General features: G+C 51.4%; 24 protein-coding genes and 1 riboswitch. Of the genes, 20 read left to right on the top strand and 4 right to left on the bottom strand.

Features of this window, described 5'->3' with window-relative positions:
* Positions 1-16: 16 nt before the first annotated feature.
* Positions 17-664, top strand: coding sequence for an endonuclease III domain-containing protein (locus tag IV54_RS05050; RefSeq protein WP_057878310.1), 648 nt, complete (start codon positions 17-19; stop codon positions 662-664).
* Positions 665-801: 137 nt separating this feature from the next.
* The gene (gene glpK, locus IV54_RS05045) at positions 802-2,316 is read left to right on the top strand and encodes a glycerol kinase GlpK (protein WP_057878309.1); all 1,515 of its coding nucleotides are present in this window, start codon (positions 802-804) and stop codon (positions 2,314-2,316) included.
* Positions 2,317-2,505: 189 nt separating this feature from the next.
* Here the strand turns inward: glpK and IV54_RS05040 are convergent, their stop codons facing one another.
* On the bottom strand, positions 2,506-3,363 hold the full coding sequence (locus tag IV54_RS05040) for a DUF368 domain-containing protein (protein ID WP_057878308.1): 858 nt from the start codon (positions 3,361-3,363) through the stop codon (positions 2,506-2,508).
* Between the two features lie 190 nt (positions 3,364-3,553).
* On the opposite strand from IV54_RS05040, the gene IV54_RS05035 reads away from it, so the two are divergent.
* Positions 3,554-4,297 carry an SDR family oxidoreductase gene (locus IV54_RS05035; RefSeq protein ID WP_057878307.1) on the top strand — a complete coding sequence of 248 codons (744 nt, stop codon included), beginning with the start codon at positions 3,554-3,556 and terminating at the stop codon, positions 4,295-4,297.
* A 398-nt stretch (positions 4,298-4,695) separates the two neighbouring features.
* Here the strand turns inward: IV54_RS05035 and IV54_RS05030 are convergent, their stop codons facing one another.
* Positions 4,696-5,145 carry a hypothetical protein gene (locus tag IV54_RS05030; protein ID WP_057878306.1) on the bottom strand — a complete coding sequence of 150 codons (450 nt, stop codon included), beginning with the start codon at positions 5,143-5,145 and terminating at the stop codon, positions 4,696-4,698.
* A gap of 85 nt (positions 5,146-5,230) precedes the next feature.
* Positions 5,231-6,676 (bottom strand): 23S rRNA (uracil(1939)-C(5))-methyltransferase RlmD, encoded by a 1,446-nt coding sequence (gene rlmD / locus IV54_RS05025; RefSeq protein ID WP_057878305.1) that lies wholly within the window; start codon positions 6,674-6,676, stop codon positions 5,231-5,233.
* A 236-nt stretch (positions 6,677-6,912) separates the two neighbouring features.
* Here rlmD and IV54_RS05020 point away from each other — a divergent pair, with 236 nt between their 5' ends.
* The 15 genes from IV54_RS05020 to IV54_RS04950 all read left to right on the top strand — a co-directional run bounded on the left by IV54_RS05020 (position 6,913) and on the right by IV54_RS04950 (position 20,082).
* The gene (locus IV54_RS05020) at positions 6,913-7,566 is read left to right on the top strand and encodes an ABC transporter ATP-binding protein (RefSeq protein ID WP_083488516.1); all 654 of its coding nucleotides are present in this window, start codon (positions 6,913-6,915) and stop codon (positions 7,564-7,566) included.
* The gene (locus IV54_RS05015) at positions 7,563-8,330 is read left to right on the top strand and encodes an ABC transporter permease (RefSeq protein ID WP_057878303.1); all 768 of its coding nucleotides are present in this window, start codon (positions 7,563-7,565) and stop codon (positions 8,328-8,330) included. Before IV54_RS05020 ends, IV54_RS05015 begins: the two co-directional genes overlap by 4 nt.
* 15 nt (positions 8,331-8,345) lie before the next feature.
* On the top strand, positions 8,346-9,182 hold the full coding sequence (locus IV54_RS05010) for an oxidoreductase (protein WP_057878302.1): 837 nt from the start codon (positions 8,346-8,348) through the stop codon (positions 9,180-9,182).
* Positions 9,183-9,229: 47 nt separating this feature from the next.
* A riboswitch (TPP riboswitch) is annotated at positions 9,230-9,336 on the top strand.
* 107 nt (positions 9,337-9,443) lie between these two features.
* Positions 9,444-10,244 (top strand): hydroxyethylthiazole kinase, encoded by an 801-nt coding sequence (thiM, locus tag IV54_RS05005; protein ID WP_057878301.1) that lies wholly within the window; start codon positions 9,444-9,446, stop codon positions 10,242-10,244.
* A 6-nt stretch (positions 10,245-10,250) separates the two neighbouring features.
* Positions 10,251-11,063 carry a bifunctional hydroxymethylpyrimidine kinase/phosphomethylpyrimidine kinase gene (thiD, locus tag IV54_RS05000; protein ID WP_057878300.1) on the top strand — a complete coding sequence of 271 codons (813 nt, stop codon included), beginning with the start codon at positions 10,251-10,253 and terminating at the stop codon, positions 11,061-11,063.
* A gap of 2 nt (positions 11,064-11,065) precedes the next feature.
* On the top strand, positions 11,066-11,722 hold the full coding sequence (thiE, locus tag IV54_RS04995) for a thiamine phosphate synthase (protein WP_057878299.1): 657 nt from the start codon (positions 11,066-11,068) through the stop codon (positions 11,720-11,722).
* A gap of 541 nt (positions 11,723-12,263) precedes the next feature.
* On the top strand, positions 12,264-13,568 hold the full coding sequence (locus IV54_RS04990; protein ID WP_057878298.1) for a Y-family DNA polymerase: 1,305 nt from the start codon (positions 12,264-12,266) through the stop codon (positions 13,566-13,568).
* Complete coding sequence (locus IV54_RS04985; RefSeq protein WP_057878297.1) at positions 13,561-13,869, top strand: hypothetical protein; 309 nt, start codon at positions 13,561-13,563, stop codon at positions 13,867-13,869. Before IV54_RS04990 ends, IV54_RS04985 begins: the two co-directional genes overlap by 8 nt.
* Positions 13,870-13,883: 14 nt before the next feature.
* The gene (locus IV54_RS04980) at positions 13,884-14,273 is read left to right on the top strand and encodes a hypothetical protein (protein WP_057878296.1); all 390 of its coding nucleotides are present in this window, start codon (positions 13,884-13,886) and stop codon (positions 14,271-14,273) included.
* 26 nt (positions 14,274-14,299) lie between these two features.
* Positions 14,300-14,680, top strand: a complete 381-nt coding sequence (locus IV54_RS04975) for a hypothetical protein (protein WP_057878295.1) — start codon at positions 14,300-14,302, stop codon at positions 14,678-14,680.
* 765 nt (positions 14,681-15,445) lie between these two features.
* Positions 15,446-16,741, top strand: coding sequence for a PTS transporter subunit EIIC (locus tag IV54_RS04970; RefSeq protein ID WP_057878294.1), 1,296 nt, complete (start codon positions 15,446-15,448; stop codon positions 16,739-16,741).
* Positions 16,731-17,630, top strand: a complete 900-nt coding sequence (locus IV54_RS04965) for an alpha/beta hydrolase (protein WP_057878293.1) — start codon at positions 16,731-16,733, stop codon at positions 17,628-17,630. The genes IV54_RS04970 and IV54_RS04965 overlap by 11 nt, the downstream gene beginning before the upstream one ends.
* A gap of 42 nt (positions 17,631-17,672) precedes the next feature.
* Entirely contained in the window at positions 17,673-18,530 is an 858-nt protein-coding gene (locus IV54_RS04960) for a LysR family transcriptional regulator (protein ID WP_057878341.1), read from the top strand.
* Between the two features lie 326 nt (positions 18,531-18,856).
* Positions 18,857-19,702, top strand: coding sequence for a sulfite exporter TauE/SafE family protein (locus tag IV54_RS04955; RefSeq protein ID WP_057878292.1), 846 nt, complete (start codon positions 18,857-18,859; stop codon positions 19,700-19,702).
* Positions 19,702-20,082, top strand: coding sequence for a DUF1634 domain-containing protein (locus IV54_RS04950; RefSeq protein ID WP_057878291.1), 381 nt, complete (start codon positions 19,702-19,704; stop codon positions 20,080-20,082). The genes IV54_RS04955 and IV54_RS04950 overlap by 1 nt, the downstream gene beginning before the upstream one ends.
* 367 nt (positions 20,083-20,449) lie before the next feature.
* On the opposite strand, the gene IV54_RS04945 is transcribed toward IV54_RS04950, so the two are convergent.
* A complete protein-coding gene (locus IV54_RS04945) occupies positions 20,450-21,208 on the bottom strand; it encodes an NADP-dependent (R)-specific alcohol dehydrogenase (RefSeq protein ID WP_057878290.1) in 759 nt (252 codons plus the stop codon).
* Between the two features lie 203 nt (positions 21,209-21,411).
* Here IV54_RS04945 and IV54_RS04940 point away from each other — a divergent pair, with 203 nt between their 5' ends.
* Positions 21,412-22,632, top strand: coding sequence for a multidrug efflux MFS transporter (locus IV54_RS04940; RefSeq protein ID WP_083488514.1), 1,221 nt, complete (start codon positions 21,412-21,414; stop codon positions 22,630-22,632).
* Positions 22,633-22,644: 12 nt separating this feature from the next.
* A complete protein-coding gene (locus tag IV54_RS04935; protein WP_057878288.1) occupies positions 22,645-23,316 on the top strand; it encodes a GTP pyrophosphokinase in 672 nt (223 codons plus the stop codon).
* Positions 23,317-23,354 lie beyond the last annotated feature (38 nt).

Raw genomic sequence — 23,354 nt, 5'->3', positions numbered from 1 at the left:
GGAAGGAGATCCGCACATGACTTTAATGGAACTCTATCATTTGATGGCCAAAGAAATGGGGCCCCAACCTTGGCTGCGACCGGGAACGCCGTGGGCGGAGACGCCGGTGGAAATCATGTTAGGGGCGATTCTGGTTCAGAATACGAACTGGCGCAACGTGGAACCGTCGTTGATTAAGCTCAAGGCGGCCACCCAATTCGAACCGGCTAAGTTACGGACTTATACGCCAGAAACCCTGGTGCCATTGATTCAGAGCAGCGGGTTCTATCATCGCAAGAGCGAGGCAATTTTGGCGCTGGCCACTTGGCTAGGAACCGCTAACGATGACCTGACGGCCCTGTGTCAGCGTGACGGGGTTAGCCTACGTCAGGATCTCTTGGCGATCACCGGAATTGGCAACGAAACGGCCGATTACATTTTGATGTACACGCTGGATCACGGGACCTTTATGGTGGACACCTATGCCCGTCGACTCTTTACGTGGTTGGGTGCGACTATGCCCAAGACCTATCCGGCGTTTCAACGCAAGGTACTCCCGCAGTTGGCCTTTACCCTGACGGATTTTCAAGAATTTCATGCGCTGATCGATGAATTTGGTAAACGAATTAAGTCCTCAGCAGATTTCGACCGATCCTTCTTAGCAGGTCAACATCTTAGTGTTTAAAGCTTAAGAATCTGCCAAATCTAATCGTGGGTGGGCAAAATCTGCGGGATTTGGCGGGGAACATGCTATGATTAGTGCATTGAAATTGAAACCGCTTTCGATTTTAGCGGTGTTTTAGTTGGAGGGAGACATTACATATGGCATTAAAACAGCCAGAAAATTACCTCTTGGCGATTGACCAAGGGACCAGTAGCACCCGAGCACTTATCTTCGATCATACCGGCCGTAAGGTTATTGAGGCCTATAAGGAAGTTCCCCAATATTATCCGCATACCGGTTGGGTTGAATCCGATGCCAATGAGATTTGGAACAGTGTCTTGTCGGTGATTGCCAGCGCCCTGATCGACGCCTCCATTCACCCCGAAAATATTGACGCCATTGGAATCAGTAGCCAACGGGAAACTACGATTGTTTGGGACAAGGTTACTGGCGAGCCAATCTATCACGCTATTGGGTGGCAAAGTCAACAGACGGCCTCGATGGCTAAGGACTTAGTTGCCGCAGGGAAGGCCGAAGCCATTAAGGATAAAACCGGACTCGTGGTTGACGCTTATTTCAGTGCCACCAAGGTTCGTTGGATTCTCGACCACGTTCCGGGGGCCCAGGAGCGCGCTGAGAACGGCGACCTGCTATTTTGGACCGTTGATAGTTGGTTAGCCTGGAAACTCTCCGGCGGAAAGATTCACGTCACCGACTATAGTAATGCCAGCCGGACTATGCTCTTTAACATCCATGAGTTGAAGTGGGATGCGGATATTTTGAACTGGCTCAACATTCCAGCAGCTATGTTGCCAACGGTGAAGTCCAGTTCCGAAGTCTATGGTGTGACCCAGAACTTCCAGTTCTACGGGGTGGAAGTGCCGATCGCCGGCATTATCGGTGACCAATCGGCCGCACTCTTGGGGCAACTGGCCATCGAACCCGGCAAAGTGAAGAACACCTATGGGGATGGGGCCTTCGTCATGATGAATACTGGGAAGGAACCGCAAACCTCCGAACATAACCTATTGACGACGATTGCCTACAAGATGAATGGCGAGGTTACCTACGCCCTTGAAGGGTCAATCCTGGTGGCCGGAACTGCGTTGGCCTGGTTACACGAAAGCATGCAGATTATCAGCAACGTGCCGGAATCTCGCCAGGCGGCGATGGCGTCCACGGATAACGATGAAGTTTACGTGGTGCCAGCCTTTAACGGACTCGGAGCGCCTTACTGGGATCCCGATGCCAAAGGGGCCGTCTTCGGCCTTTCCCGGGGAACCAATCGAAATGATTTCGTGAAGGCAACGCTTCAGTCGATTGCCTATCAGACACGAGACGTTCTCCACACCATGAAGCAGGATACCGGGATTGATATCTCGGAATTGATGGCCGATGGTGGGGCCTCACGGAACCGTTACCTGATGCAGTTCCAAGCCGACATCTTAGCGACTCCCGTTCAACGGGCAGCCGACGAAGAGACAACCGCCATGGGAGCCGCCATTGCGGCCGGTTTGGCCGTAGGCTTCTGGCAGAGCCTCGATGAGATTAAGGAAATCCGCAGTGCGGGACGTTTATTCACGCCGAACATGGCTGAAGATCGCCGCGCCCGGTTGTACGCTGGCTGGCAACAGGCCGTGGCGGCAACTCGAGCTTTTAAACCTGATTTGTAAAATAAGAGTGGGACGCAAGGCGGTTAGCTGGCGAGCATTAAGGCTGATAACCAGATAATCCCGAACTTGGATTATTTGGTTATCAGGTTTAAGCGGAGCCAGCTGCCTTGCGTCCCACGTTTCAGCTAGATAAGATTGCAGATTAAAATAACCGCTAGGGATCGACACGATCCCTAGCGGTTATTTGATCTATTTATATTTTTCTTCCAATTGACTCATCCAATACCCCAAGGCAACGCCAGCCACAAGAGCTGCGGCACTAGCCAACAAGGTGCTGGTCGTCGCGCTCGCATAAGAGATACTTTCGGCGGCGTGGCTGTTGGGAACCAGGATCAGGATGGTACTGGCCACCACGATTCCAAGAATGAAGTGATACACGCGCGAGTGAAAGCGGTGGATCAGATAGTCCATCCCCTTAGAGAAGAGGGCCATCGCGAGAATGCCCCCGAGGCCAATGGGTAGGTACACACCGAGGAGGTCGAAATTTTTGAAACCCGTTAGCATGGGCGTGAAGAGCCCGAGAATCAGTAACAGGTTAGAAGGACTCAATCCGGGAACCAGAACCCCCAAGGCAATCAGGGCCCCGGCCACCATGAAGCCCCCAAAATTTGCCGGGAGCGGGCCGAAGAGATCACTCATGAAGTAGAGCAAACCACCACTAATGATCAGGGTGGCGAAGAACCAGATCAGATCGATGGCATCGCGCGGTGTCTTAGCGCTGGCCGTTTGAGTCAACGCCGGTAAGGTCCCAATGATGGCCCCGGCGAAGCCCCAGAGGACCACGACCTGGGCATGCGCTAAGAGAAATTCCAGCGGGGCCGATAGCAGGGCAATCCCCACGATACCACCGATGCCGACCGGAACGAAGTACCAGAAGTCACGTTTGAAATTTTGTCGAAAGTGGGCCATGAAGCCCAGTAGGCGTTCATAGATTCCCAAGATGGCGGCGAGAACCCCACCGGATACTCCGGGGAGGATAAAACCTAACGCAATAATCACGCCCTTGAAAAATCGTTTCATCGGGGTGTCGGATCGAGTTGTTGGCATATGGCTCTCCTTTTATGTGGGTCAGTCGTTAGCTTTCAAATTAGCAAATCCCGCTGGAAAAGGCAACTAAATCAGAATGCCGGGTCAAAAGCTTAAGGATAACTTGAAAAAAGTGCGTAAGTTGTCTTGACTTAGAGTTACTCTAAGCGGGTAGACTGTGCCTATTCAATCAAATAGGAGTGATTTTTTAATGACAGTCAAAGATAAAGTAGTTGTAATCACGGGTGCATCATCCGGTATTGGCGAGGCTACGGCCAAGTTGCTCGCAAGTAATGGGGCCAAGGTGGTGCTCGGTGCTCGCCGTGAAGAACGCCTACAAACTCTAGTTGATGAGATTAAGGCCGCTGGCGGCCAAGCCACTTACCAGGTGACCGACGTACGGGATGCTGCCGAGGTACAAGGTTTAGTCGACCTGGCGCAGTCCACGTTTGGCGGTTTGGACGTCATCTTCAACAATGCCGGTATCATGCCAAGCTCACCCATCAGTGCGCTTCACGTTCAAGAGTGGAATGACATGATTGATATCAACCTCCGCGGGGTTCTCAACGGAGTTGCAGCGGTGATGCCAACCTTTACGAAGCAGAAACACGGGCAAATTGTGACGACGTCTTCCATTGCCGGAATTAAGAGTTTCCCGGGTTCTGGAGTCTACGGGGCCACGAAGTTTGCCGTTCGTAACTTGATGGAAGTTATTCGCATGGAGAGTGCGCAAGAAGGAACCAACATCCGGACGGCTACGCTTTACCCAGCCGCCATCAACACGGAACTTCTCCACACCATTACCAACCAGGAGGCCAAGCAGGGTATGGATCAGCTGTACGATGCGGTCGGCATTACCCCCGATGCCATTGCCCGTGTCGTCAACTTTGCCATCGACCAACCAGCCGAAGTCAACGTTAATGAATTTACGATTTACCCGACGAAACAAGCCTAAATGAATGTTCAGAAAGGGCCAGCGATCTGAAGAAGATCGCTGGCCTTTCGTCTGAATGCGTTTTGAGATGGACAGTAACAGCTATAAGTTGAAAATGATCAGGAATTAGGGACAGTGAAGTTAACAGCAACTATTTAAAGCAGCTGATAGATTTAGCTTAGCCGATCAAAGCCGGAGGAGGGTAGGGGTGTCGACCTGTGTCGAGGGTGTTAGGTCGGGTGGTCTATCCGGCCTTACAGCCTGGGACGACTTTAAGACCCACGGTTTTAGTGGGGCTTAAAGCGAGGGGCAAGACCGCTCTTCAGGCTTGCCCCGGGCCCCACAGGTCGTCATCCCTACCTACCGCAGGCAGGTCCAATAACAAAAATAAACCCACCGAGTCACGGTGGGTTTCAAAGCTAATTTTTACCTTTAGGTTGGGACCAGTAGTGTGCTCGGCCGAGTAGGTCACGGGAGCGCACGTCAGCGGGGACAAACCCGCGGCTGAACAGGTGCTTGAAGTACATGAGGTTGTACAGGGACCCCCAGAGAACACAGCGGACGATGGGCCAGCCAATCGCTACGAACTCAGTGAGTTGCGCGGGGGTCAGCACCATAGTCAGAAGCATGGCACTTCCGAGTTCGATGCCCATGATACATAGCAGATTGTACCAGTCGGCCCGGAAGATCGTCGGGAACGGGGGGAAGAAGAACATGGTCCAAGAAAAGCCAACCTTGGCAATTCGCATGTTCCCCGTCTCGGGGTTAACGACGGTTGCGTAGTTCGGCGGTAACGGCAGTCCTTGAGGGCCGTTATCATTTTGGTTATTTTGATCATCATCGTTAAAGCCCTTGAAAGGATCTTGCATGTCATTTGCCAACTTTCTACAGAATTAAAAACCAATTTATCGTTAGTTAAAAGTCTAACACGAAAACCGGGGCCTGCCTATTAATCTATTGACGCCGGGTGAGTTTCACGACGGCTTCACAACGGGCAGTCTGCGGCATCATGTCAACCGACTGAATGTAGTCGACGTGGTAGTCGTGAACTAACGCTACTAAGTCCTTGGCGAGAGTAGATGGGTTGCAGGAAACGTAAACCAATTTTGGTGGACGAACCGCTAAAATGGTATCGATCAGCGTGTCGTCAAGACCAGTGCGGGGTGGATCAACCACGATAGCATCCGGATGGAAACCGGTCATGATCCACTTAGGAAGGAGGTCTTCGGCCGTCCCAACTTCATAGTGGGCGTTGGTGATGCCGTTGGCTTCGGCGTTGGCATTGGCATCGTCGACGGCTTCGGGGATGACATCCATCCCCCGAACTTCTTCGGCGACGTCGGCCAGTGAGAGTCCGATCGTCCCAATGCCAGAGTAGGCATCGACGACCGTTTCACCGGGTTGTAAGTCCAAGGCCTTCTTGGCTTCGGCGTACAGCACTTCCATTTGAGCCGGGTTGAGTTGGAGGAAGGCCCGCGCAGAAAGCTTGAAGGACAAGCCGTCCAGCTTTTCGGTGATGGCCTCAGCGCCAGCTAAATGCTTGGTTTCCTCGCCCCAAACTAATGACGTCTTGCCGGGGTTAACGTTTTGCATGACGGAAGTGACCTGAGGGAGTTCCTTAGCGATCCGTTCCAGCAGTTCGCGTTTACGGGGTAACTTTTGTGAGTTGGTGATGAAGACCAGTTGCACGTCGTTGGTATTGGCGGCGGCCCGGACAACTAGGGTCTTCACGATACCGGATCCCTGTTCTTCGTCGTAGATGGGCATGTCCAAATCTTGGAGCATGGCAACGACGGCCCGCATGACCGTCATCACGACGGGCATTTGGACAGAACAGGTTGGAAGATCGACCAGGTCGTGGCTCCGTTCGGCGTATAGACCGGCTTCGATCTGGCCGTCGGCGTTGCGGCGAACTTGGAATTGCGCCTTGTTACGGTAACCGTAAGGATCGGCCATGCCTAAAGTTGGGCGGAGGTCGAAGTGTTTAAAGCCTACTGGTTGGTACCGTTCCAGCGACTGGCTGACGATGTCACGCTTGAATTTCAGTTGTTCGGGGTAGGCCAAGTGTTCTAATTCGAAGCCACCGACCTCATCGGCGTAGCTGTCGCGGGGGTCAACCCGGTGAGGGCTAGCCAAACGAATCCGGTGAATTTTAGCACGCAAGAAGCGTTGGGCGACACTGGTTACTTCGGCAACGACTTCTTCGCCGGTTAGAGCACCGGGAATGAAGACGGCCATTCGCTTGTAATAGCCAATGCCTTCCCCGTTGATCCCCATGCGCTTGATGGTTAATGGGAAGCGTTGGCCCACCTCGACTTGGACGCTAGGTTCTTCCTGGCGTGGTCGCCGGTTGTTTTGATGGTACTGGTTAGAATGATTTCGTGAGTCGTAATTTGCCATATTTTCTCCTATAGAGTGTCTTGAGTGACGGCTAAATCGCCATTGAATTGATCTGCTTAAGGTGGCTAAAAGCCACGTTACCGAATGAGTACGGTCCTGAACATTATACCAAACTTTAAGGGGTCTCGGGGGGCCATGAATTTTTGAAGAAAATGAAGTCGCTTCCATAGGCAAGGCTGTAGGATTTGAGTACAATAATGGTATGCAACGACTTTTATGCGGAAGGGGCGCTAACTGTGAGCCTATTGACCTTGAAAAATGTGGGTTATCAAGTGGGGCAACAGCAGATTTTACGGGACATCAGCCTGAACATTGACGCTGGCGAGTGGGTCACCTTTGCTGGACCGTCCGGTGGCGGGAAGTCCACCTTGGCGCGCATCATCGCGTCACTTTTGAGTCGAACCAGTGGGGAGCTGACCTTCGATGGCCAGCCGATTGACAGCTATGATCCGATTGCCTACCGCCGGCGAGTCTCCTACAGTTTCCAACAGCCCACGCTGTTTGGGGAGACGGTCAGAGACAACTTGGCCTTTCCTTATCAAATTCGACAACTGCCTTTCGACTCACAACGCGCGATTACGGCCCTCGAGTATGTGGGCCTCGCTGGGGCCGACCTGGATAAGGCCGTGATTGACCTTTCCGGGGGGCAGCGTCAACGGGTAGCCCTGCTACGCAATGTCATGATCTATCCGGAAGTGTTGATCTTGGATGAGGTGACCGCGGGCTTAGATGCCGAAAACAAGGCATTTGTCTGGTCCTTAATCGACCACTTTAACCAAGACGATGGGATTACGATTCTCACGATTACACACGACCAATCCGAGATAACGGCGGCTAAGCGGTTGGTCACCATTGTTGACGGTCAGATCGTTCCAGGAGGTGCCTCATGAATCTAGCGGTAAATAATCAATCTCTAGTGCTGGCGTTGGGGCTAGTCATGATTGCTCTAGCGATCGGCTGGAAGGAAAAGTTAGGTATTGACCGTGATATGATTATCGGCGTCGTGCGGGCCGTCATCCAACTCTTTGTGGTGGGGTACCTGCTGAAGTATGTCTTTCGAATTGCCAACATCTGGCTCACGGCGATCCTAATCCTCATTATTATTTTTAACGCTGGCTATAATGCTAAACAACGGAGCGGTGGCATTCCGCAGGCACTGCCCATTTCCGTCGGGGCGATCCTCATCAGTACCGGCGTCACCCTGGGCGTCTTGATGCTGGCGGGGGCCATCAAGTTTATCCCGTCGCAAATGATTCCGATCTCCGGTATGATTGCCTCAAATTCCATGGTGGCGATTGGATTGTGTTATCGCAATCTCAATGCGCAATTCAAGCAGGAGCGGCAGGCCGTCCTGGAGAAATTAGCTTTAGGTGCCGACCTAAAGCATGCTTCCAGAGATATCGTCCGGGCCAGCATCAAGACGGGCATGCAACCCACGATTGATTCTGCTAAAACGGTGGGGATCGTGAGTCTGCCGGGGATGATGTCCGGTTTAATCTTTGCCGGTGTCGATCCGGTCAGAGCCATTAAGTATCAAATCATGGTGACGTTCATGCTGATGTCGGCTACCAGTATTGGCTCGGTTCTAGCTTGTTACTGGGCCTACCGCGGTTTTTACAACGAACGCAAGCAGTTACAAGTTCCATCAAATTAGGAGGGTGTAAAATTTATGACACAGCGAAAAGTAGCACTGGTTACGGGAGCATCATCGGGGATTGGCAATGCCATCGCCCGGAGTCTCCATCGCAATGGCGTTACCGTTTATGCGGGAGCTCGGCGAGTGAGCCGCATGAATGATCTGGATGATTTGGGCATCACGACGCTGGTACTCGACGTGACGGACGCGAAGAGTGTGGAGTCCGTGGTTAACCGGATTGTTAGTGAGACTGGGCGAATTGATATCCTAGTTAACAACGCCGGGTATGGCCTGATGGGAGCGGTCGAAGATGTTCCCCTGGAACAGGCCGAAGATCAATTTGCGGTCAACCTCTTTGGGGTAGCCCGATTGATTCAGTCAGTGTTACCGATGATGCGTCAGCAACATGCCGGCCGGATCATCAATGTGACGTCGGTAGACGGCAAAGTCGCCCAACCCCTAGCCGGATGGTATGTCGCGTCTAAGTTTGCCTTAGAGGGACTCTCAGACACCCTCCGGTTAGAGTTAGCCCCTAAGGGTGTGCATGTGGCGGTCATTGAACCCGGAGCAATCAAGTCGGCCTGGGCGGATATTGCCACTGATCACCTGAAAGAAACCTCTGCGCACGGTCCCTATCAAGAGGCTGCCGCGGATGCCGGCCGGATCCTACAAGTAGTTAAACGTTTTTCCAGTGAACCGCGGGTGATTGCTAGATTGGTGGACCGCGCGGCCTTGTCACGGCGGCCCAAGACCCGCTACTCTGCTGGGGCTGGAAGTCAGATTTTATTTGCTCGGCGTTTTCTCTCGGATCGAACCATCGATCGGATGTGGGGATTAATTAGTATGGCTGCCAAACAAGTCATCCGATAATCTAAGAAGCGTTGACGATTGGGTATTTCCTGTTATGCTGGAAGTAACCAGAACACTAGGGGTGTCCACGAGTTGGGCTGAGATGCGTCTCGCACGCGATCCCTTGGAACCTGTCAAGTTCACACTTGCGAAGGGAATGTGTCGTGAGACCGTAACGGGTCACCGGTTCACCCACATTGTGAGCTGGTGGCCCGTTTTTTAGATCCCTAAGGACCGGGGTGTAGGGAGTGGCCCGATCAGACCTAAGGGGGAACAAGACTTATGAAATTAGCCTTGCTAGAAACGCTGCGTCAACAGAATCCAATTGTGTTTAATATCTCGAATTTTGTCACGGTTCAGGACGTGGCGAATGGGTTGAATGCCTTGGGGGCGTCACCTATTATGTCCGAAGAGGTCGCCGAAGCCGATGAAATGGTTGGCTTAGCCGGGGCCGTTTGCCTGAACTTAGGAGCGTTTACGCAGGGACAAATCGAACAGATTCGCACCGTGGGTCGGATCGCCAACCAGCAACAGAAACCACTCGTGATTGATCCAGTAGCCGTCGGGGCAATCGCCTATCGACGCGAGGTGGCCGAGGGCCTGTTGACCGATTTCCACCCCGATGTGATTCGGGGGAATGCCGGTGAGATTGCGGCGTTAGCTGGGGTAGCTTGGCAAGCTAAAGGGATTGACGCTGGTGAAGGTGATGGGGATCTCGTTGCCATCGCCACAGCCTGTGCTAAAAAGTTAGCCTGTGTCGTGATTCTTTCGGGACCTACCGACATCATTACGGATGGCGAGCGGGTGGTTAAGGTGACAAATGGCACCCCGTTATTTCAAGTTCACGTGGGATCCGGTGATATGTTATCAAGTATCGTTGCGGCCTTCTGTGCCGTGACTACGGATTACTTCGAAGCGGCTCAGACTGCCTGTATGGTCTTCGCGGCCATCGGTCAGTTAGTGGTCCAGCGGCAGCCTCAAGTGGCGGCCGGCAGCTTTACCATGCATTTAATGGATGGGTTACAAATGACAACGGTGGCTGAGATTGAGACGATCGCGGCGTACCAGTTGGAGAAGGGATGAGTTAGTATGGCAAATGAATTTCCACAGACCCTAACGATTGCGGGGACGGATAGTGGTGGCGGTGCCGGTGTGATGGCCGACCTTAAGACGATGCAAGAGCGCAACGTCTTTGGGACCGCTGTGATTGTGGCCGTGACCGCACAGAATACCTTAGGGGTTCAGGACTTCATGGCACTCCCCCAAAAGTTAATTGATGAACAATTTGCATCACTGGCGGCAGACTTGAAGATTCGAGCCTGTAAGACGGGGATGTTGGCGGATGCCAGCCATGTTCACGGCGTTGTGGAGAATTTGAAGAAATTTGATTTCGGACCGTTAACGGTCGATCCCGTCATGATCGCCAAGGGTGGCGCGGCCTTACTGGCCGACGACGCCGTGGAAACGGTTCGTGAGGAACTGATTCCGTTGGCTGATGTCTTAACACCAAACCTACCGGAGGCCGAACGGCTGACGGGGATGACGATTGCCGATGAGACGGATATGGAAGCTGCGGCGGTTGCCCTACAGGATTTGGGAGCCAAAAACATTGTGATTAAAGGCGGTCACGGGGACGCCAAGGTCGCTCGCGACTTCGTATTACTCATGGATGGCCGATCATTTTGGCTGGAAGCGCCACGAGTTGAAACGGTTCGGACGCATGGGACGGGAGACACGCTGTCGTCTTGCATTACGGCTGAACTGGCCAAGGGTCAAGACTTTGAAACGGCCATTCGAATCGCCAAGAAATTCGTGACCGCGGCAATCGTTCACCCAATTGCGGTGGGTAACGGTCACGGCCCACTGAATCATTGGGCATATCGGCAAGGAGGCGCTGAATAGCGATGTCAGTAACATTTGAATCAGGATTATTACGAGCTTATTTTGTGGCGGGCAGTCAAGATGTGCCCGGCCAAGATCTCCGCGAGGTACTTGCCACCATGCTTAAGGCCGGAATCACGGCCTTTCAGTTCAGAGACAAGGGGAACAGCACCTTAACGGCAACGGAGCGGGTCGCTCTGGGTCGCGATTTGCGGGAACAGTGTCGTGCGGCAAGTGTGCCCTTTATCGTCGATGATGACGTGGACCTAGCCTTGTGGCTACATGCCGATGGTATTCATGTCGGCCAGAGTGACGCCGGGGTGCGACAGGTCTTGGACGCGGTCAAGCCACGCGACATGTTCGTGGGGCTGTCATGTTCGACGGCCGAGGAAGTTGCGGCGGCTAACCAAGTGGCGGGAATCGCCTACCTGGGAAGTGGCCCCATCTTTCCGACGACTTCGAAGGCGGATGCCGATCCAGTGATTGGGACGGCAGGCTTAGCCAAATTAGTTGATCAATCTCACGTGCCGGTCGTTGCCATCGGGGGTCTCACGGTAGAGACGATGCCTGAGGTGGCGGCAGCGGGTGCGGCCGGAGCGGCGGTGATTACGCTGCTGACCCGAAGTACTGACCCCGTAAGAGATGTGGCGCAGATGCGCCAGGCATTTGCCACTGATTAAATTGTTATCTTAATAAAATAAAGGACGATCGGAATTTCTCCGACCGTCCTTTATGATTTCAACTGTGTTCGCGTTAACGAACACAGTTGAAACACATATGTATAACGATTGATAACAATAAGATTTTAGTTACATATAAAGCAAACTGTAACAGTCCTGTAACAAATCAATTTCTAACCAAAAAACAAGAACAGTCTAACCGTTTTTAAGTGCGGCAAGACTGTTCTTGTTTTTAAAGTTGAGGAAGCTAGTTGACTAGGGCTAACTTCACAAGTACATTTTAACACGTTGGTGCGGTAAAAGCTACCTGATCGGCGAAACAAATTTAATTAAGTTGTCGGAGAATTTAGGGGCTGAACTGTGAGCGACTCGCTGGCGGTTTGTTAGGTGAACTAGTTTACAGGATGAGATTAATTTTGGTGACCCATTGAGAAACGTGAGATGTTTTGAAGTCGACCCGCCGGCAATGAACTTTTTTTAAAATAAGCTTGCACTATCGAACAAACGTTCGTATAATAAAAGCAATCATTGATGGGAGGTGATGGCGATGGATTACCAACAAGAACCACATGGGATGTTCCTGATGATTGATAACAAATCCTTCTATGCCAGTGTTGAGAGTGTGGAACGTGGGCTGAATCCCTTGGAATCCGTTCTGATTGTGATGTCGGAGGCGGACAACACGGGGAGTGGGCTGGTGTTGGCGGCATCGCCAATGGCCAAGAAAGAGTTCGGGATCAGTAACGTCTCGCGGCAGTATGAGGTTCCTCATGATTCACGAATTTTAGTTGTCCCTCCCCGAATGAACTTGTACATTCAAAAGAATCTGGCGATCAATAAGATCTTTCGCCAATTCGTGACAGATGACGATCTGTTTCCCTATTCAATTGATGAATCAATTTTAGATATGACCCATTCCTGGCGATTATTCGGTAAGACTCCAGAAGAGGTGGCCCGGCGCATTCAATTGAAGGTTCGCCACGAGCTAGGACTCTATACGACGGTCGGCATCGGTGAGAATCCAATTCAGGCCAAGTTGGCGTTGGATTTACAGGCCAAGCATGATCACGAGTTGATTGGCCGGCTAACTTATGACTCGTTTCCTAAACATATCTGGCCAATCACTAACTTGGAAAAGGTTTGGAGTATTGGCCATCGCACGGCCGCCCATCTGGAGCGACTGGGTATTCACAGTATGGATGATCTGGCTCATGTGAATCCTTATGAGTTGCGATCCGAGATGGGGATGATTGGGGCCCAACTTTTTGCGTTGGCCTGGGGTATCGATCGCAGTCAGCTACATCAGGTACGGCCACCCAAGGAAAAGAGTTGGAGTAATTCGCAGGTTCTGCCCCGAGACTACCGTGTACAGGCCGAAATTGAGCTGGTGATTAGAGAGATTGGGCAGCAAGTGACCTCACGGATGCGGCACCATCGTCAACAGGCCGGTTGTGTCAGCCTGTACGTGGGCTTTGCTCGAGCAGATACGGAGAATGACGGGCGAACTGGGTTTGACCATTCTTGTCGGATCGCGCCTACCGATAATGCCCAGACGATTGTGGCGACACTTTTGCATCTCTTTCGGAAGAACTGGGCCGACCAACCGGTGCGAAACCTTGGGGTAGGCCTCTCCCGTCTCAGTCACTGTCAGAATCTTCAGCTGGACCTCTTTCAGGAACCTGAGCGGCAGATTAAAAATGATCAGTTCGACCGGGTTCTCGATGAGTTACGCGATAAATTTGGCAAGACCGCGGTCATTCCGGCCAGCAGTCTGATGCCCGGTGGCACCATGTTGCGGCGGGCATCTCTGGTTGGTGGTCATAATGGGGGGAATAGTTTTGATTAATTGTGATCAGGAGGCCGACGTCATTGCGACTCGGTTAGATCCATTGTTTACGGCGCAGTGGCATTGTCAGTATCGGATCGACGTGGTGAATAATCAGTATGGTTCGGCCTTTAATTTCTTCTTAGATATTCGCCGTAAGAATCATCGGGAACGGTCGATCCCCCTGCATACGGTCCATGCCACGGATTTGGCTATCTTGGAAAAGATTATTGTGGCACTTAAAAAACATACGCAACTGTCGCTAAATTTTGTTAATTTTGGTCATGTTCGTTGGCCAGAGAGTCAACGGTGGATCCGCTAAGGAAGTGAAGGGCCATGCATTTACATCATGTGGATAATGACCGAATGGCCAATGACTTTTTCCAGCGGGATTATCATGACCGGGGCATGTTGAAATGGGGAGGCTTTTACCTATCTGATCACACGAGTGCCCTGGCGAAGATGCATGCGGCTGAACAGGTGGAGATTCTTCAACCTCGGCAGACACAGGCTGAGGTCAGTCAGCGCTTAGCGAGTGCCTGGCGACACAAGCAACCCGTGCACCTCCAGCTAAATGTTTGGGATGCCAACCAAGTGGCGGTGACGGTCGATGGTCAAGTCGCAGGGGTGGATGAGGACCAAATTGTGATTCGGGTAGCGTCCGGGCGCTACCGGTCTTTGCAATTGATCGCTATCCGCTGCGTGTCAACCGGGGATGCGGTATGATAGGGTAAAACGAGGAGGGTAATCAGATGGATTTTGTTGATCTGAAGCCGATTGCGTTGCGTCACACACCGCTAGGTACGCGGGGACAGTCTCCTAAGGAACATGATTGGCAATTAGACTGGGATAAGTTAGCCGCCCTGATTCGGGATAATCAGGACGTTATAGCCGTTGTCCAGGCTGGCTTGGCCGAGGACTGGCTCAATACGCAAGGCACTATTTGGGATGAGACTGTCGGCTATTACCGCTATCCGAATGACAATCGTGAGCCAGATGACACCGTCTTTTGGGCGGCTTCCACCTGGGCTACACCAGCGATCCTGGTGACGTTTCACAATGAATTGACGGCGTCATTTGCTTGTTACCGCGAGGGCCGCGATCCGGATTTCCATTACTTGGGCCGGAACTAAAAATGGTGATTAACTGGGCCTCCCGGCCGGTGCTGGCGGGGCTGGAACGTAGTGGGCACGACTTGAAGCCCTTCACAGAACGAAGGGCTTCAAGTTCGGCCTTTGTCTAGCGGGAGAAAGGCTCTTCCACAAGACAAACGACACCACTGAGCCCCGCCAGCACCGACCTCCGGCTGAGATAAATTGTTATCAATAACTGAACATTTCAGATGAACTCCGGTTTTAGAAACGATGGTTGATAGTCAAGTTTGAACGACTGGACTTGAGCCGGAAGGTGGCTAGTCAGAAGGATCAGTGGTGCTGTTTCACTTGGTTGGTCAATACGCTCCAGTCCCTACAGCACCACTCGGGAGGTAGAATTTTTCAACTACCTGACGAGTAAAAAATACAGATGATTAAAATCAACGTAAACGAGAAGAAGCCACCGAGAGATCCCGGTGGCTTCTTTTGTGGAGATTAAGTTATGGTAGGTTATGCCAGACGAACTGGTCAGACAATCAGTTCGTCTCGGGGCCAGTATAACATTGCCGCTGCCATTTGAGCAGTGTTTCGTTTAACTTATTAGCACGGATTGGGCCTAATATAACAAAATTTATAAGTGTTGAGGTCCCCATTGTCTCGTGAAGCTCGTATAATAAAAAGCAAAGTGAACGGTGCGTGGTCATTAAGGACCACGCGATAAAATTTTGGTCGGTAGTTGACGATAATTGTTGCAGGGAATTGCCACTTTGGGTGGCCCGATCAAGCGTTTTAGGGGGAGTAGCAATGCGGGTATTATGGCGTTTTAACCAACGAATCAACCAATGGCGGGCTATGCGTGCCATTACGGAAGCCCTGCGAGTGGCTTACCCGTTTTTATTAGTCATGGCCTTACTCGACTTTTTTGGCCAGGGGTGGCTAACGAAGACGGGCTTTTTCTATCAAATTTATCACGTGAAGCAGTGGCTACCCGCCGTGGATTTGTGGCAACAGCTGATCCAAGCGATTAGTATTGTGATTAATGGTCTAGTGGCCGTCATGGTGGCGTTCACCACGGGCCACTATCTGGCACGAACCTATCAGTCCGATGCCTTAGCGGTGGGGATGACCAGCGCGCTGGCGTTTTTAACACTTAACGTAAATTACCTCGCATTGGGTGACCCCAATCGGAACAGTGCTACGGGTCCCTCACAATTTCTCGAAGGCAACTTAGGCCCACAAGGGATCTTTCTCGCCATCGTCGTCGGGCTCGCGGTCGGGTGGGGAGCGAGTCACCTGATGAAGGTCCTCGGCCGCTGGTGGCTGGCCCATCGGCAAACACCATTGTCTTGGACCGGGCGGATTGCGATTCCGCTCAGTCTCATTCTGCTGGTCACGGTTAGTGTTGGGTATGCCCTGAGCTGGTTGAATACCGGGGGCTTAAACACCTTGGTTTACCTGAGTTTTCAGGCCTTAAATACCAATCTTGGGCATCATGGCTTACGGATTCTGGCGGTGACGGCTATGAGTAATGGTCTGTGGTGGCTGGGATTGATCGGGCCCATCGATGTGGCTGGAAATAGTTCGGTGACCTCGCTACAGAACTTGGCCTATGCCGTGCAACATGGTTCCGGTTGGGGTGCGCCCCACCCGATTACCTTGCATACGTTAGGTGACGCCTATGCCAACTTCGGGGGTGCTGGGATGACGCTAGCGTTGCTGATTGCTATCGGTATCGGGTCCCACCAGGCCCGTTACCGCCGAGTGGCTGGGCAGACACTATTGCCTAATTTAGTGAACCTTAACGAAGCAACCTTGTTGGGGCTACCGGTCCTCTTTAATCCCATTTTGTTGATTCCATTTGTGATCGCACCGGCGGTTAATATTGCTGTGGCGTGGACCGCAATTTCGTGGAAATTAGTCCCACCGATCGTTTACCCGGTTCCACGGACGACTCCGGGACCGCTCGTGGCCTTTCTAGGCACAGGTGGTGATTGGCGAGCCCTAGCCTTGAGCTTGCTCTGTTTGGTTCTGTCGGTTCTCATTTACCTGCCTTTTGTAAGATTACTGAATCTAGAAGGGGGTGCGGACCATGCGGCATAGTTGGTGGCGTTGGCTGATCTTAGTGGTGGTCATTGTGGCTGTCTTTATCCCGAGTCAAGCCTGGCTATCCAAGCGGATCAGCCAATATAAATCAGATTATCGGACACCGTTGAATCCCATTATTATGGTGCCGGGGTCGAGTGCCAGTCAGGACCGATTTGACACCTTGATTACACAGTTGCGGCAAGAAACTAAGGTGCCGCACAGTGTCCTCAAGGTCAAGGTCATGGAAGACGGTCAGTTGTCCTATACCGGGAGTATCAAACGGGGGGATAATCAACCTTTCATCGTGATCGCGTTTGAGAATAATCGGGATGGCTATTCAAATATTGTGAAGCAAGCAGCCTGGTTGGATCTCGCCTTCAAGGATTTGGCTAAGACCTATCGTTTTAACCACTTCTCCGCGTTGGGCCACTCCAATGGTGGACTGGCTTTGAGTCTCTTTATGGAAGATTATTTGCCTAAAATCAAGTCGGTCACGGCCGACAAACTCATGACGATTGCCACGCCGTACAATATGGAAACGGACAGTACGACTGAGCAAACGCCGATTCTAAAAGACCTAATTAATGGCCGCAAAAACCTACCGAAGAAATTGGTTGTCTACTCCGTTGCCGGTTCCGAGACCTATTCAAGTGATGGGACGGTCCCCGCAAATAGTGTCAATCAAGGCAAGTACGTTTTTCAAAATCAGGTCGCGCATTACACTCAGATCACCGTGACCGGGGATAATACGACCCACTCGGATCTGCCGCAGAATCGTCAGATTGTCCTCCTGATTCGACAGTACATCTTGCAAGAAGTCTTGCCCGCCAAGGATCGCTACACGCCGCCGACCAAACAGTCGCGGAATGCCAGTTCGGATCCCGGCGAGACGGGACTCCCATAGACTTTGGTATAATGATCGTAAAATGAAACGGATGTGATGGTGGTGAATTTTCGGCAACTCACTTATTTTTTGGCGGTGGCGCAGACCGGTCAAATTACCGCGGCGGCGCAGCAGTTACACATCGCCCAGCCACCGCTTAGTTATCAGATCAAACAATTGGAAACAGAACTGGGGGTGACCCTGTTCAACCGTTCCGTCAATGGCGTGACATTAACGCCGGCAGGTCAACTGCTGCAAGACTATGCCCAACAGCTACTGGATCTGCGTGCTCAGGCTGATAGCCAGGTTAAAGCCCTGGGACAAGGACTGGCGGGAACATTAGCAGTGGGGATGGTGTCCTCATCCATTGGGGCCACGCCTAATGCCAAGCTACAGACGTTGACGCGGCACTATCCCAAGCTTCAGATTCGCTTGGTGGAGGACAATACCTATGGTCTGTTAGACCAGTTGCGAAAGCGGCTGATCGACGTGGCCATTGTCCGGACGCCCTTCAGTGCTCCGGATCTGGCTAGTAAGTCCTTGGCCAGTGAACCCATGGTGGCGGTCGTTCCCCGTAAGTACGATCACTTTCAAACGGCGACGTTGCGGGTCGAGGACGTGGCCCAGGTACCTTTGATTATCTATCGGCGCTTCACCCACATCTTTGACCAAACCTTTGCAGAAAAGGACCTAACGCCCTTCATCGCCTGTACCTGCGACGATGCGCGGACGGCCGTTCAGTGGGCGGATGCCCGGATGGGGGTCGCGTTAGTGCCTCGTTCCGTGGCGGACCAGCTTAGTGGCGTTCAGACAACGATTTATCCGATAAACTTTCGGGCTTGGCGCACGACGCTTCAGGTCGTCTGGCCGGCTAACCGTGAGCCTAGCCCACTGGTTCAACGCTTTATCGACAGTTACTAACCATATCTGAAATACAAATTACACGGCATTCCCATATTTATTTTGTATGGGAGTGCCGTGTTTGTCTGTAACCGTTTTATTTCAAGTGGCATCACGGTTTCAAAACGATGGCTAATTAAGGATTGTGTGCAAGATTGGAAACAAGCTATTGAACAATTAATCACAAATTAAAAGAATACTTAATATAAACGCTTTAATATCGGGACTTGTCATTGTGAAAATAATTCTCCAAGTTGCCGTCTAGCCCGTCACACCGGCTTGCCTCGGGGTCAATAAAAGTTGATAATCAAGGGCGTAGATTGATTGACGAGGAGGAATTTGAAATCATGATCCAAACAGCCTTAATTATGATGGGGGTCGGCATCTTTGCCGGGATCGCCGGGTCCATTCTGGGCATCGGTGGCGGGATGATTATCACGCCCATCCTGACCCTGGGAATGGGTCTAAATATTAAATATGCCATTGGGGCCAGCATTATCGCTGTCATTGCGACTAGCTCTGGTTCGACAATTGCCTATTTGCGAGACAACGTGTTGAACTTACGCGTGGCAATGTTCTTGGAAATTGCCACGACCACTGGGGCCATCACGGGGGCGTTACTGACTGGGGTCTTAGATCCCAAGTACCTGTATCTGTTGTTTGGGTGCCTGTTGGTATTCTCTGGGTGGAACATGTACCGCAAGTTGCGGCGGGGGCAAGAAGTGCTCCAACGTGTGGAACCCGATCGGATTGCGACGAAGCTGAAGCTCAACGGGACTTATTACGACAAGGCAGAAATGAAAGATGTTGACTACCAAGTTGAAAATGTGCCGGCTGGATTTACCGTGATGTTTGGGGCCGGCGTGGCCAGCGGCTTGCTGGGAATCGGTTCCGGGGCCTTCAAGGTGATGGCGATGGATACCTTCATGAAGATGCCGTTAAAGCCATCGAGTTCAACATCTAACCTGATGATGGGGGTTACCGCGGCAGCCAGTGCCACGGTGTACTTCTTTAATGGATCCATTTTACCTGGCATTGCCGTGCCAATGGCCCTGGGAATTTTGGGTGGGGCCGTCATTGGCTCACGAGTCATGCAGATCTTGCCATCCCGTTGGATTCGAATCGTGTTCATTCCGATTATTCTCTATATCGGGCTACAGATGCTCTTTAAGGGATTGGGGGTTCACTTCTAATGCAAGAAAAACAAACAGCAACAGCGAAAGAAATGGCACAAGTTGAAACAATTATCGGCCGAATCCTGCAGGTCGGGGTCATTGTTTCAGCCATTGTGATGTTGATTGGGTTAGTCATCTTCTTGGTAACTGGGCAATCCGGTTATCCCGGCAGTACCATGCCACTGAGCATGGGGGCGATCCTAGTCGGCACTTGGCACCTCAAGGCCTATGCGATTATGATGTTGGGCACGTACTGTCTGATCTTGACACCTGTTCTACGGGTGGTCGTTTCCATTTACGCGTTCTATAAGGAGCGGGACCACCTGTACGTGGCGATCACGACCTTGGTGTTGTTTATCTTACTTTTTGCCCTGTTCATTGGGGTCCATGGCGATTAAATTTGAATTTGTGGCGTTGGCGGAGAAATTTGCCAACGCTTTTTCTATATCCTGATTAGCTTAGCTGGATTCAGAAATGGATGATTGAATGGATCCTAGCCGGAGGAGGTCAGGGATGGAGCCGGCCGTGATGGTAGCGTTAGACCGAGTGATCTTCTCGGCCTTACGCTACGGGCGACTTTGAAGACACGTGGTTTTCGTGGCTTCAAATCGAGCGAGAAGCCCGGTTCCCGGCTGAAGCGTCCCCACAGCAGGCGTAATCCCTGGCAGCCGTAGGCGGCCAATCTAACGCCAAAGCAATTTTTCAAGCCAAAAAGAAAAAGGGCGACCGCATTGAACGGTCGTCCTTAAATTTAAAATTATTGGTTTATTGAGCGGTGTAACCACCATCAACAACGAATTCTGAACCAGTAGCGAACTTGGATTCGTTGGATGCAAGGTAAACACAGATGTAGGCGATATCGTTAGGTTCACCGATGTGGCCCATTGGGGTCTTGGTACGAGCTGACATAGCAGCTTCGGCACCTGGAAGATCGTCAACTAATGGGGTCTTGATGTAACCTGGGTGAACAGTGTTAACACGAACGTCGTAGTCCTTCAAAGCACAGTCAAGAGCGGCTGACTTGGACATGATCCGAACGGCACCCTTAGAAGCGTTGTAAGCACCTAAGTTAGGGTCACCAACGAAGCCTTCGATTGAAGACATGTTAATGATTGAAGCACCGAGGTTCTTGTTCTTCATACGTTGGATACCAAGACGGGTACCGAAGAAGACACCGTCTAAGTTAACGGCTAATTGTTGCTTCCATTCGGCAGTCGTCGTGTTTTCAATACTCTTGTTAACGGCCATACCAGCGTTGTTAACGATAGTTGATACGGGGCCAAAGGCTTTTTCCGTAGCATCGAATAACTTAACCCAACCGTCTTCGTCAGTTGCATCGTGCTTGAAGAATTGGATAACATCGGGGCCACCAACACTCTTGGCTGCCTTTTCACCAACGTCAGCGTGACGACCAGTAATCATAACCTTGGCGCCTTCTTCAACGAACTTGTTGGCAACAGCCAACCCAATTCCTAAAGTACCACCCGTAACAATTGCAACTTTACCATCTAAACGATGAGCCATCTGTAATTACCTCCTGAAGTGTAAGTGAATGTTGTCACATGCCTATGGCTCTATTATGTAACAAAACGATCAAAAATGCCAGTCATTTTGTAAATTTTTTTCATTTATTTTTTAAATGGCTTAAAAGTTCGGGATCAAAAAAGGTGTGCTAAACTGGATATCAAGGCGTTTCGAGAGCAAAAAGTAGAGAGGCGATTGACATCGTGGGCACACGAAAAAAAGAACAATGGCGGCGAAATTTAGCCGTTTTATGGCTAGGAACCTTCATAGCCGGCATGGGATTTAGTGAAATCATGCCATTTTTATCGTTATATGTGGATGATCTAGGGACATTTACTAAGGGACAGCTGACCATGTACAGTGGGGTCACGTATGCCGTGACCTTCTTCGTGATTGCATTGGTGTCCCCGTTATGGGGCAAGTTGGCGGACCAAAAGGGTCGTAAACTGATGCTGTTGCGGTCCTCCTTAGGGATGGCCGTGGTCATTGGGCTGATGGGATTTGTGACTAATATTTGGCAACTAATCGGCTTGCGATTCTTGCAAGGGTTCTTTGCTGGCTATATTCCCAATGCCAGTGCTCTGATCGCATCGGAGACGCCACGGGAAAAGAGTGGTAACGCACTGGGAATTCTCACGACCGGTTATGTCAGTGGTAATCTGATTGGCCCGGTCCTCGGCGGAATTCTGGCACAGGTTTTCTCTATTCGCTGGACATTTATTCTGACCGGGATCTTCTTAATTATTGTCTTCTTCCTCAGTGCGACACTCGTGCACGAACACTTCACACCAGTGAGTCGGGCCCAACAGGCGCGGCAGGGGAGTTGGCTGAACCAGGTCAAGAATCCCAAGCTGATATTGGTATTACTAGTTTCGACGTTGATTATTCAAATGGGCAACAACTCCATTACCCCCATTATTAGTCTTTACGTGAAGCAATTGATGCACAACGTCGGGCCAATTACCTTGGTTGCCGGGATTATTGCGGCCTTGCCAGGGCTGTCGACATTGTTGGCAGCACCTAAGTTGGGCGAGTACGGTGACCGCCACGGAACTAGTCGTGTGTTAGTCTTTGGCTATATTTTCGCGGTTCTCATGTACTTCCCACAAGGATTCGTCAGCAGTGTCTGGTTACTAGGGATTTTGCGATTCATGATCGGGGTTTCGGATGGGGCGTTGTTCCCCGCTGTCCAGACCCTGTTAACTAAAAACTCGCCACAGTCTTTGACCGGGACCGTGTTTAGCTGGAACCAATCCTTTCAGGCACTGGGAAGCATGTTTGGTTCCCTCTTCGGTGGGGTCGTGGCTAACATTTTTAACTATAATGGGGTCTTTATTTTTACGGCCATCACGTTACTCTTGAACTTTGGCTTATTGTGGTGGCTGGTCCCAGAAATCCGTCATTTTCGGCAACAACACGCATAGGAGGCGTCATCAATGGCAAACGAAAATTTACCCACATCATTTCCAACCGATCCGACCTCGCTGGCAGCGGTTGACCGGTTTCGACAGTTAATGTTGCTCTACCAGAGTGCCGTGCGTGTGATGCGGACGAAGATTACTTATTTGGATCAGGAATATCAGATTCAACACGGCCATTCGTTGGTAGACAGCCTGCAGTCACGGATTAAGTCACCGGAGAGTATTTTGGAGAAGGTGCAGCGCAAACACTTAGATTTCAACCTGGACACACTACCGGATCAGATGCACGACATCGCTGGCATTCGAATTATCGTCAGATTTGAAGACGACATCGTGGCGATGGAGCGGCGGTTGGAGAAACAACCGGATATTCGAATTCTGAAACGCAAGGACTATGTGACTAAGCCCAAGGCTAATGGTTACCGAAGCCTACACTTGATTCTGGCCGTGCCCGTGTTTCTAAATGCCGGGGTCGAGGCGGTTACGGTGGAGGTTCAGATTCGAACCATTGCGATGAACTTCTGGGCATCGTTGGAACATGAACTCAACTACAAGAAGGACGTGGCCCATCAGGATGAATTGCGGCAGGAATTAGTGGCTAAGGCGCACCTAGTTCATCAGCTTGATCAGGATATGAATGCCATTAAGAACCAGATCCGAGCGGCTAATGATGTTTCGAAAGATTAGTGGGTGTAGCTGGGGGTGGCCGCCTGCGGCTGCCAGAA

This window comes from Levilactobacillus paucivorans (assembly GCF_001437125.1).
Taxonomy (GTDB): domain Bacteria; phylum Bacillota; class Bacilli; order Lactobacillales; family Lactobacillaceae; genus Levilactobacillus; species Levilactobacillus paucivorans.
This window is presented reverse-complemented; position numbering and strand designations above follow the sequence as displayed.

Coding starts and splice junctions, on each gene's coding strand:
- IV54_RS05010 (WP_057878302.1), top strand. CDS start 8,346: ATGACACAGCGAAAAGTAGCACTGGTTACGGGAGCATCATCGGGGATT.
- IV54_RS05040 (WP_057878308.1), bottom strand. CDS start 3,363: ATGCCAACAACTCGATCCGACACCCCGATGAAACGATTTTTCAAGGGC.
- IV54_RS04965 (WP_057878293.1), top strand. CDS start 16,731: ATGCGGCATAGTTGGTGGCGTTGGCTGATCTTAGTGGTGGTCATTGTG.
- IV54_RS04970 (WP_057878294.1), top strand. CDS start 15,446: ATGCGGGTATTATGGCGTTTTAACCAACGAATCAACCAATGGCGGGCT.
- glpK (WP_057878309.1), top strand. CDS start 802: ATGGCATTAAAACAGCCAGAAAATTACCTCTTGGCGATTGACCAAGGG.
- IV54_RS04955 (WP_057878292.1), top strand. CDS start 18,857: ATGATCCAAACAGCCTTAATTATGATGGGGGTCGGCATCTTTGCCGGG.
- IV54_RS05030 (WP_057878306.1), bottom strand. CDS start 5,145: ATGCAAGATCCTTTCAAGGGCTTTAACGATGATGATCAAAATAACCAA.
- IV54_RS05015 (WP_057878303.1), top strand. CDS start 7,563: ATGAATCTAGCGGTAAATAATCAATCTCTAGTGCTGGCGTTGGGGCTA.
- IV54_RS04945 (WP_057878290.1), bottom strand. CDS start 21,208: ATGGCTCATCGTTTAGATGGTAAAGTTGCAATTGTTACGGGTGGTACT.
- thiD (WP_057878300.1), top strand. CDS start 10,251: ATGGCAAATGAATTTCCACAGACCCTAACGATTGCGGGGACGGATAGT.
- IV54_RS04990 (WP_057878298.1), top strand. CDS start 12,264: ATGGCGATGGATTACCAACAAGAACCACATGGGATGTTCCTGATGATT.
- IV54_RS05050 (WP_057878310.1), top strand. CDS start 17: ATGACTTTAATGGAACTCTATCATTTGATGGCCAAAGAAATGGGGCCC.
- IV54_RS04950 (WP_057878291.1), top strand. CDS start 19,702: ATGCAAGAAAAACAAACAGCAACAGCGAAAGAAATGGCACAAGTTGAA.
- IV54_RS04935 (WP_057878288.1), top strand. CDS start 22,645: ATGGCAAACGAAAATTTACCCACATCATTTCCAACCGATCCGACCTCG.
- IV54_RS04975 (WP_057878295.1), top strand. CDS start 14,300: ATGGATTTTGTTGATCTGAAGCCGATTGCGTTGCGTCACACACCGCTA.
- thiE (WP_057878299.1), top strand. CDS start 11,066: ATGTCAGTAACATTTGAATCAGGATTATTACGAGCTTATTTTGTGGCG.
- thiM (WP_057878301.1), top strand. CDS start 9,444: ATGAAATTAGCCTTGCTAGAAACGCTGCGTCAACAGAATCCAATTGTG.
- rlmD (WP_057878305.1), bottom strand. CDS start 6,676: ATGGCAAATTACGACTCACGAAATCATTCTAACCAGTACCATCAAAAC.
- IV54_RS04980 (WP_057878296.1), top strand. CDS start 13,884: ATGCATTTACATCATGTGGATAATGACCGAATGGCCAATGACTTTTTC.
- IV54_RS05035 (WP_057878307.1), top strand. CDS start 3,554: ATGACAGTCAAAGATAAAGTAGTTGTAATCACGGGTGCATCATCCGGT.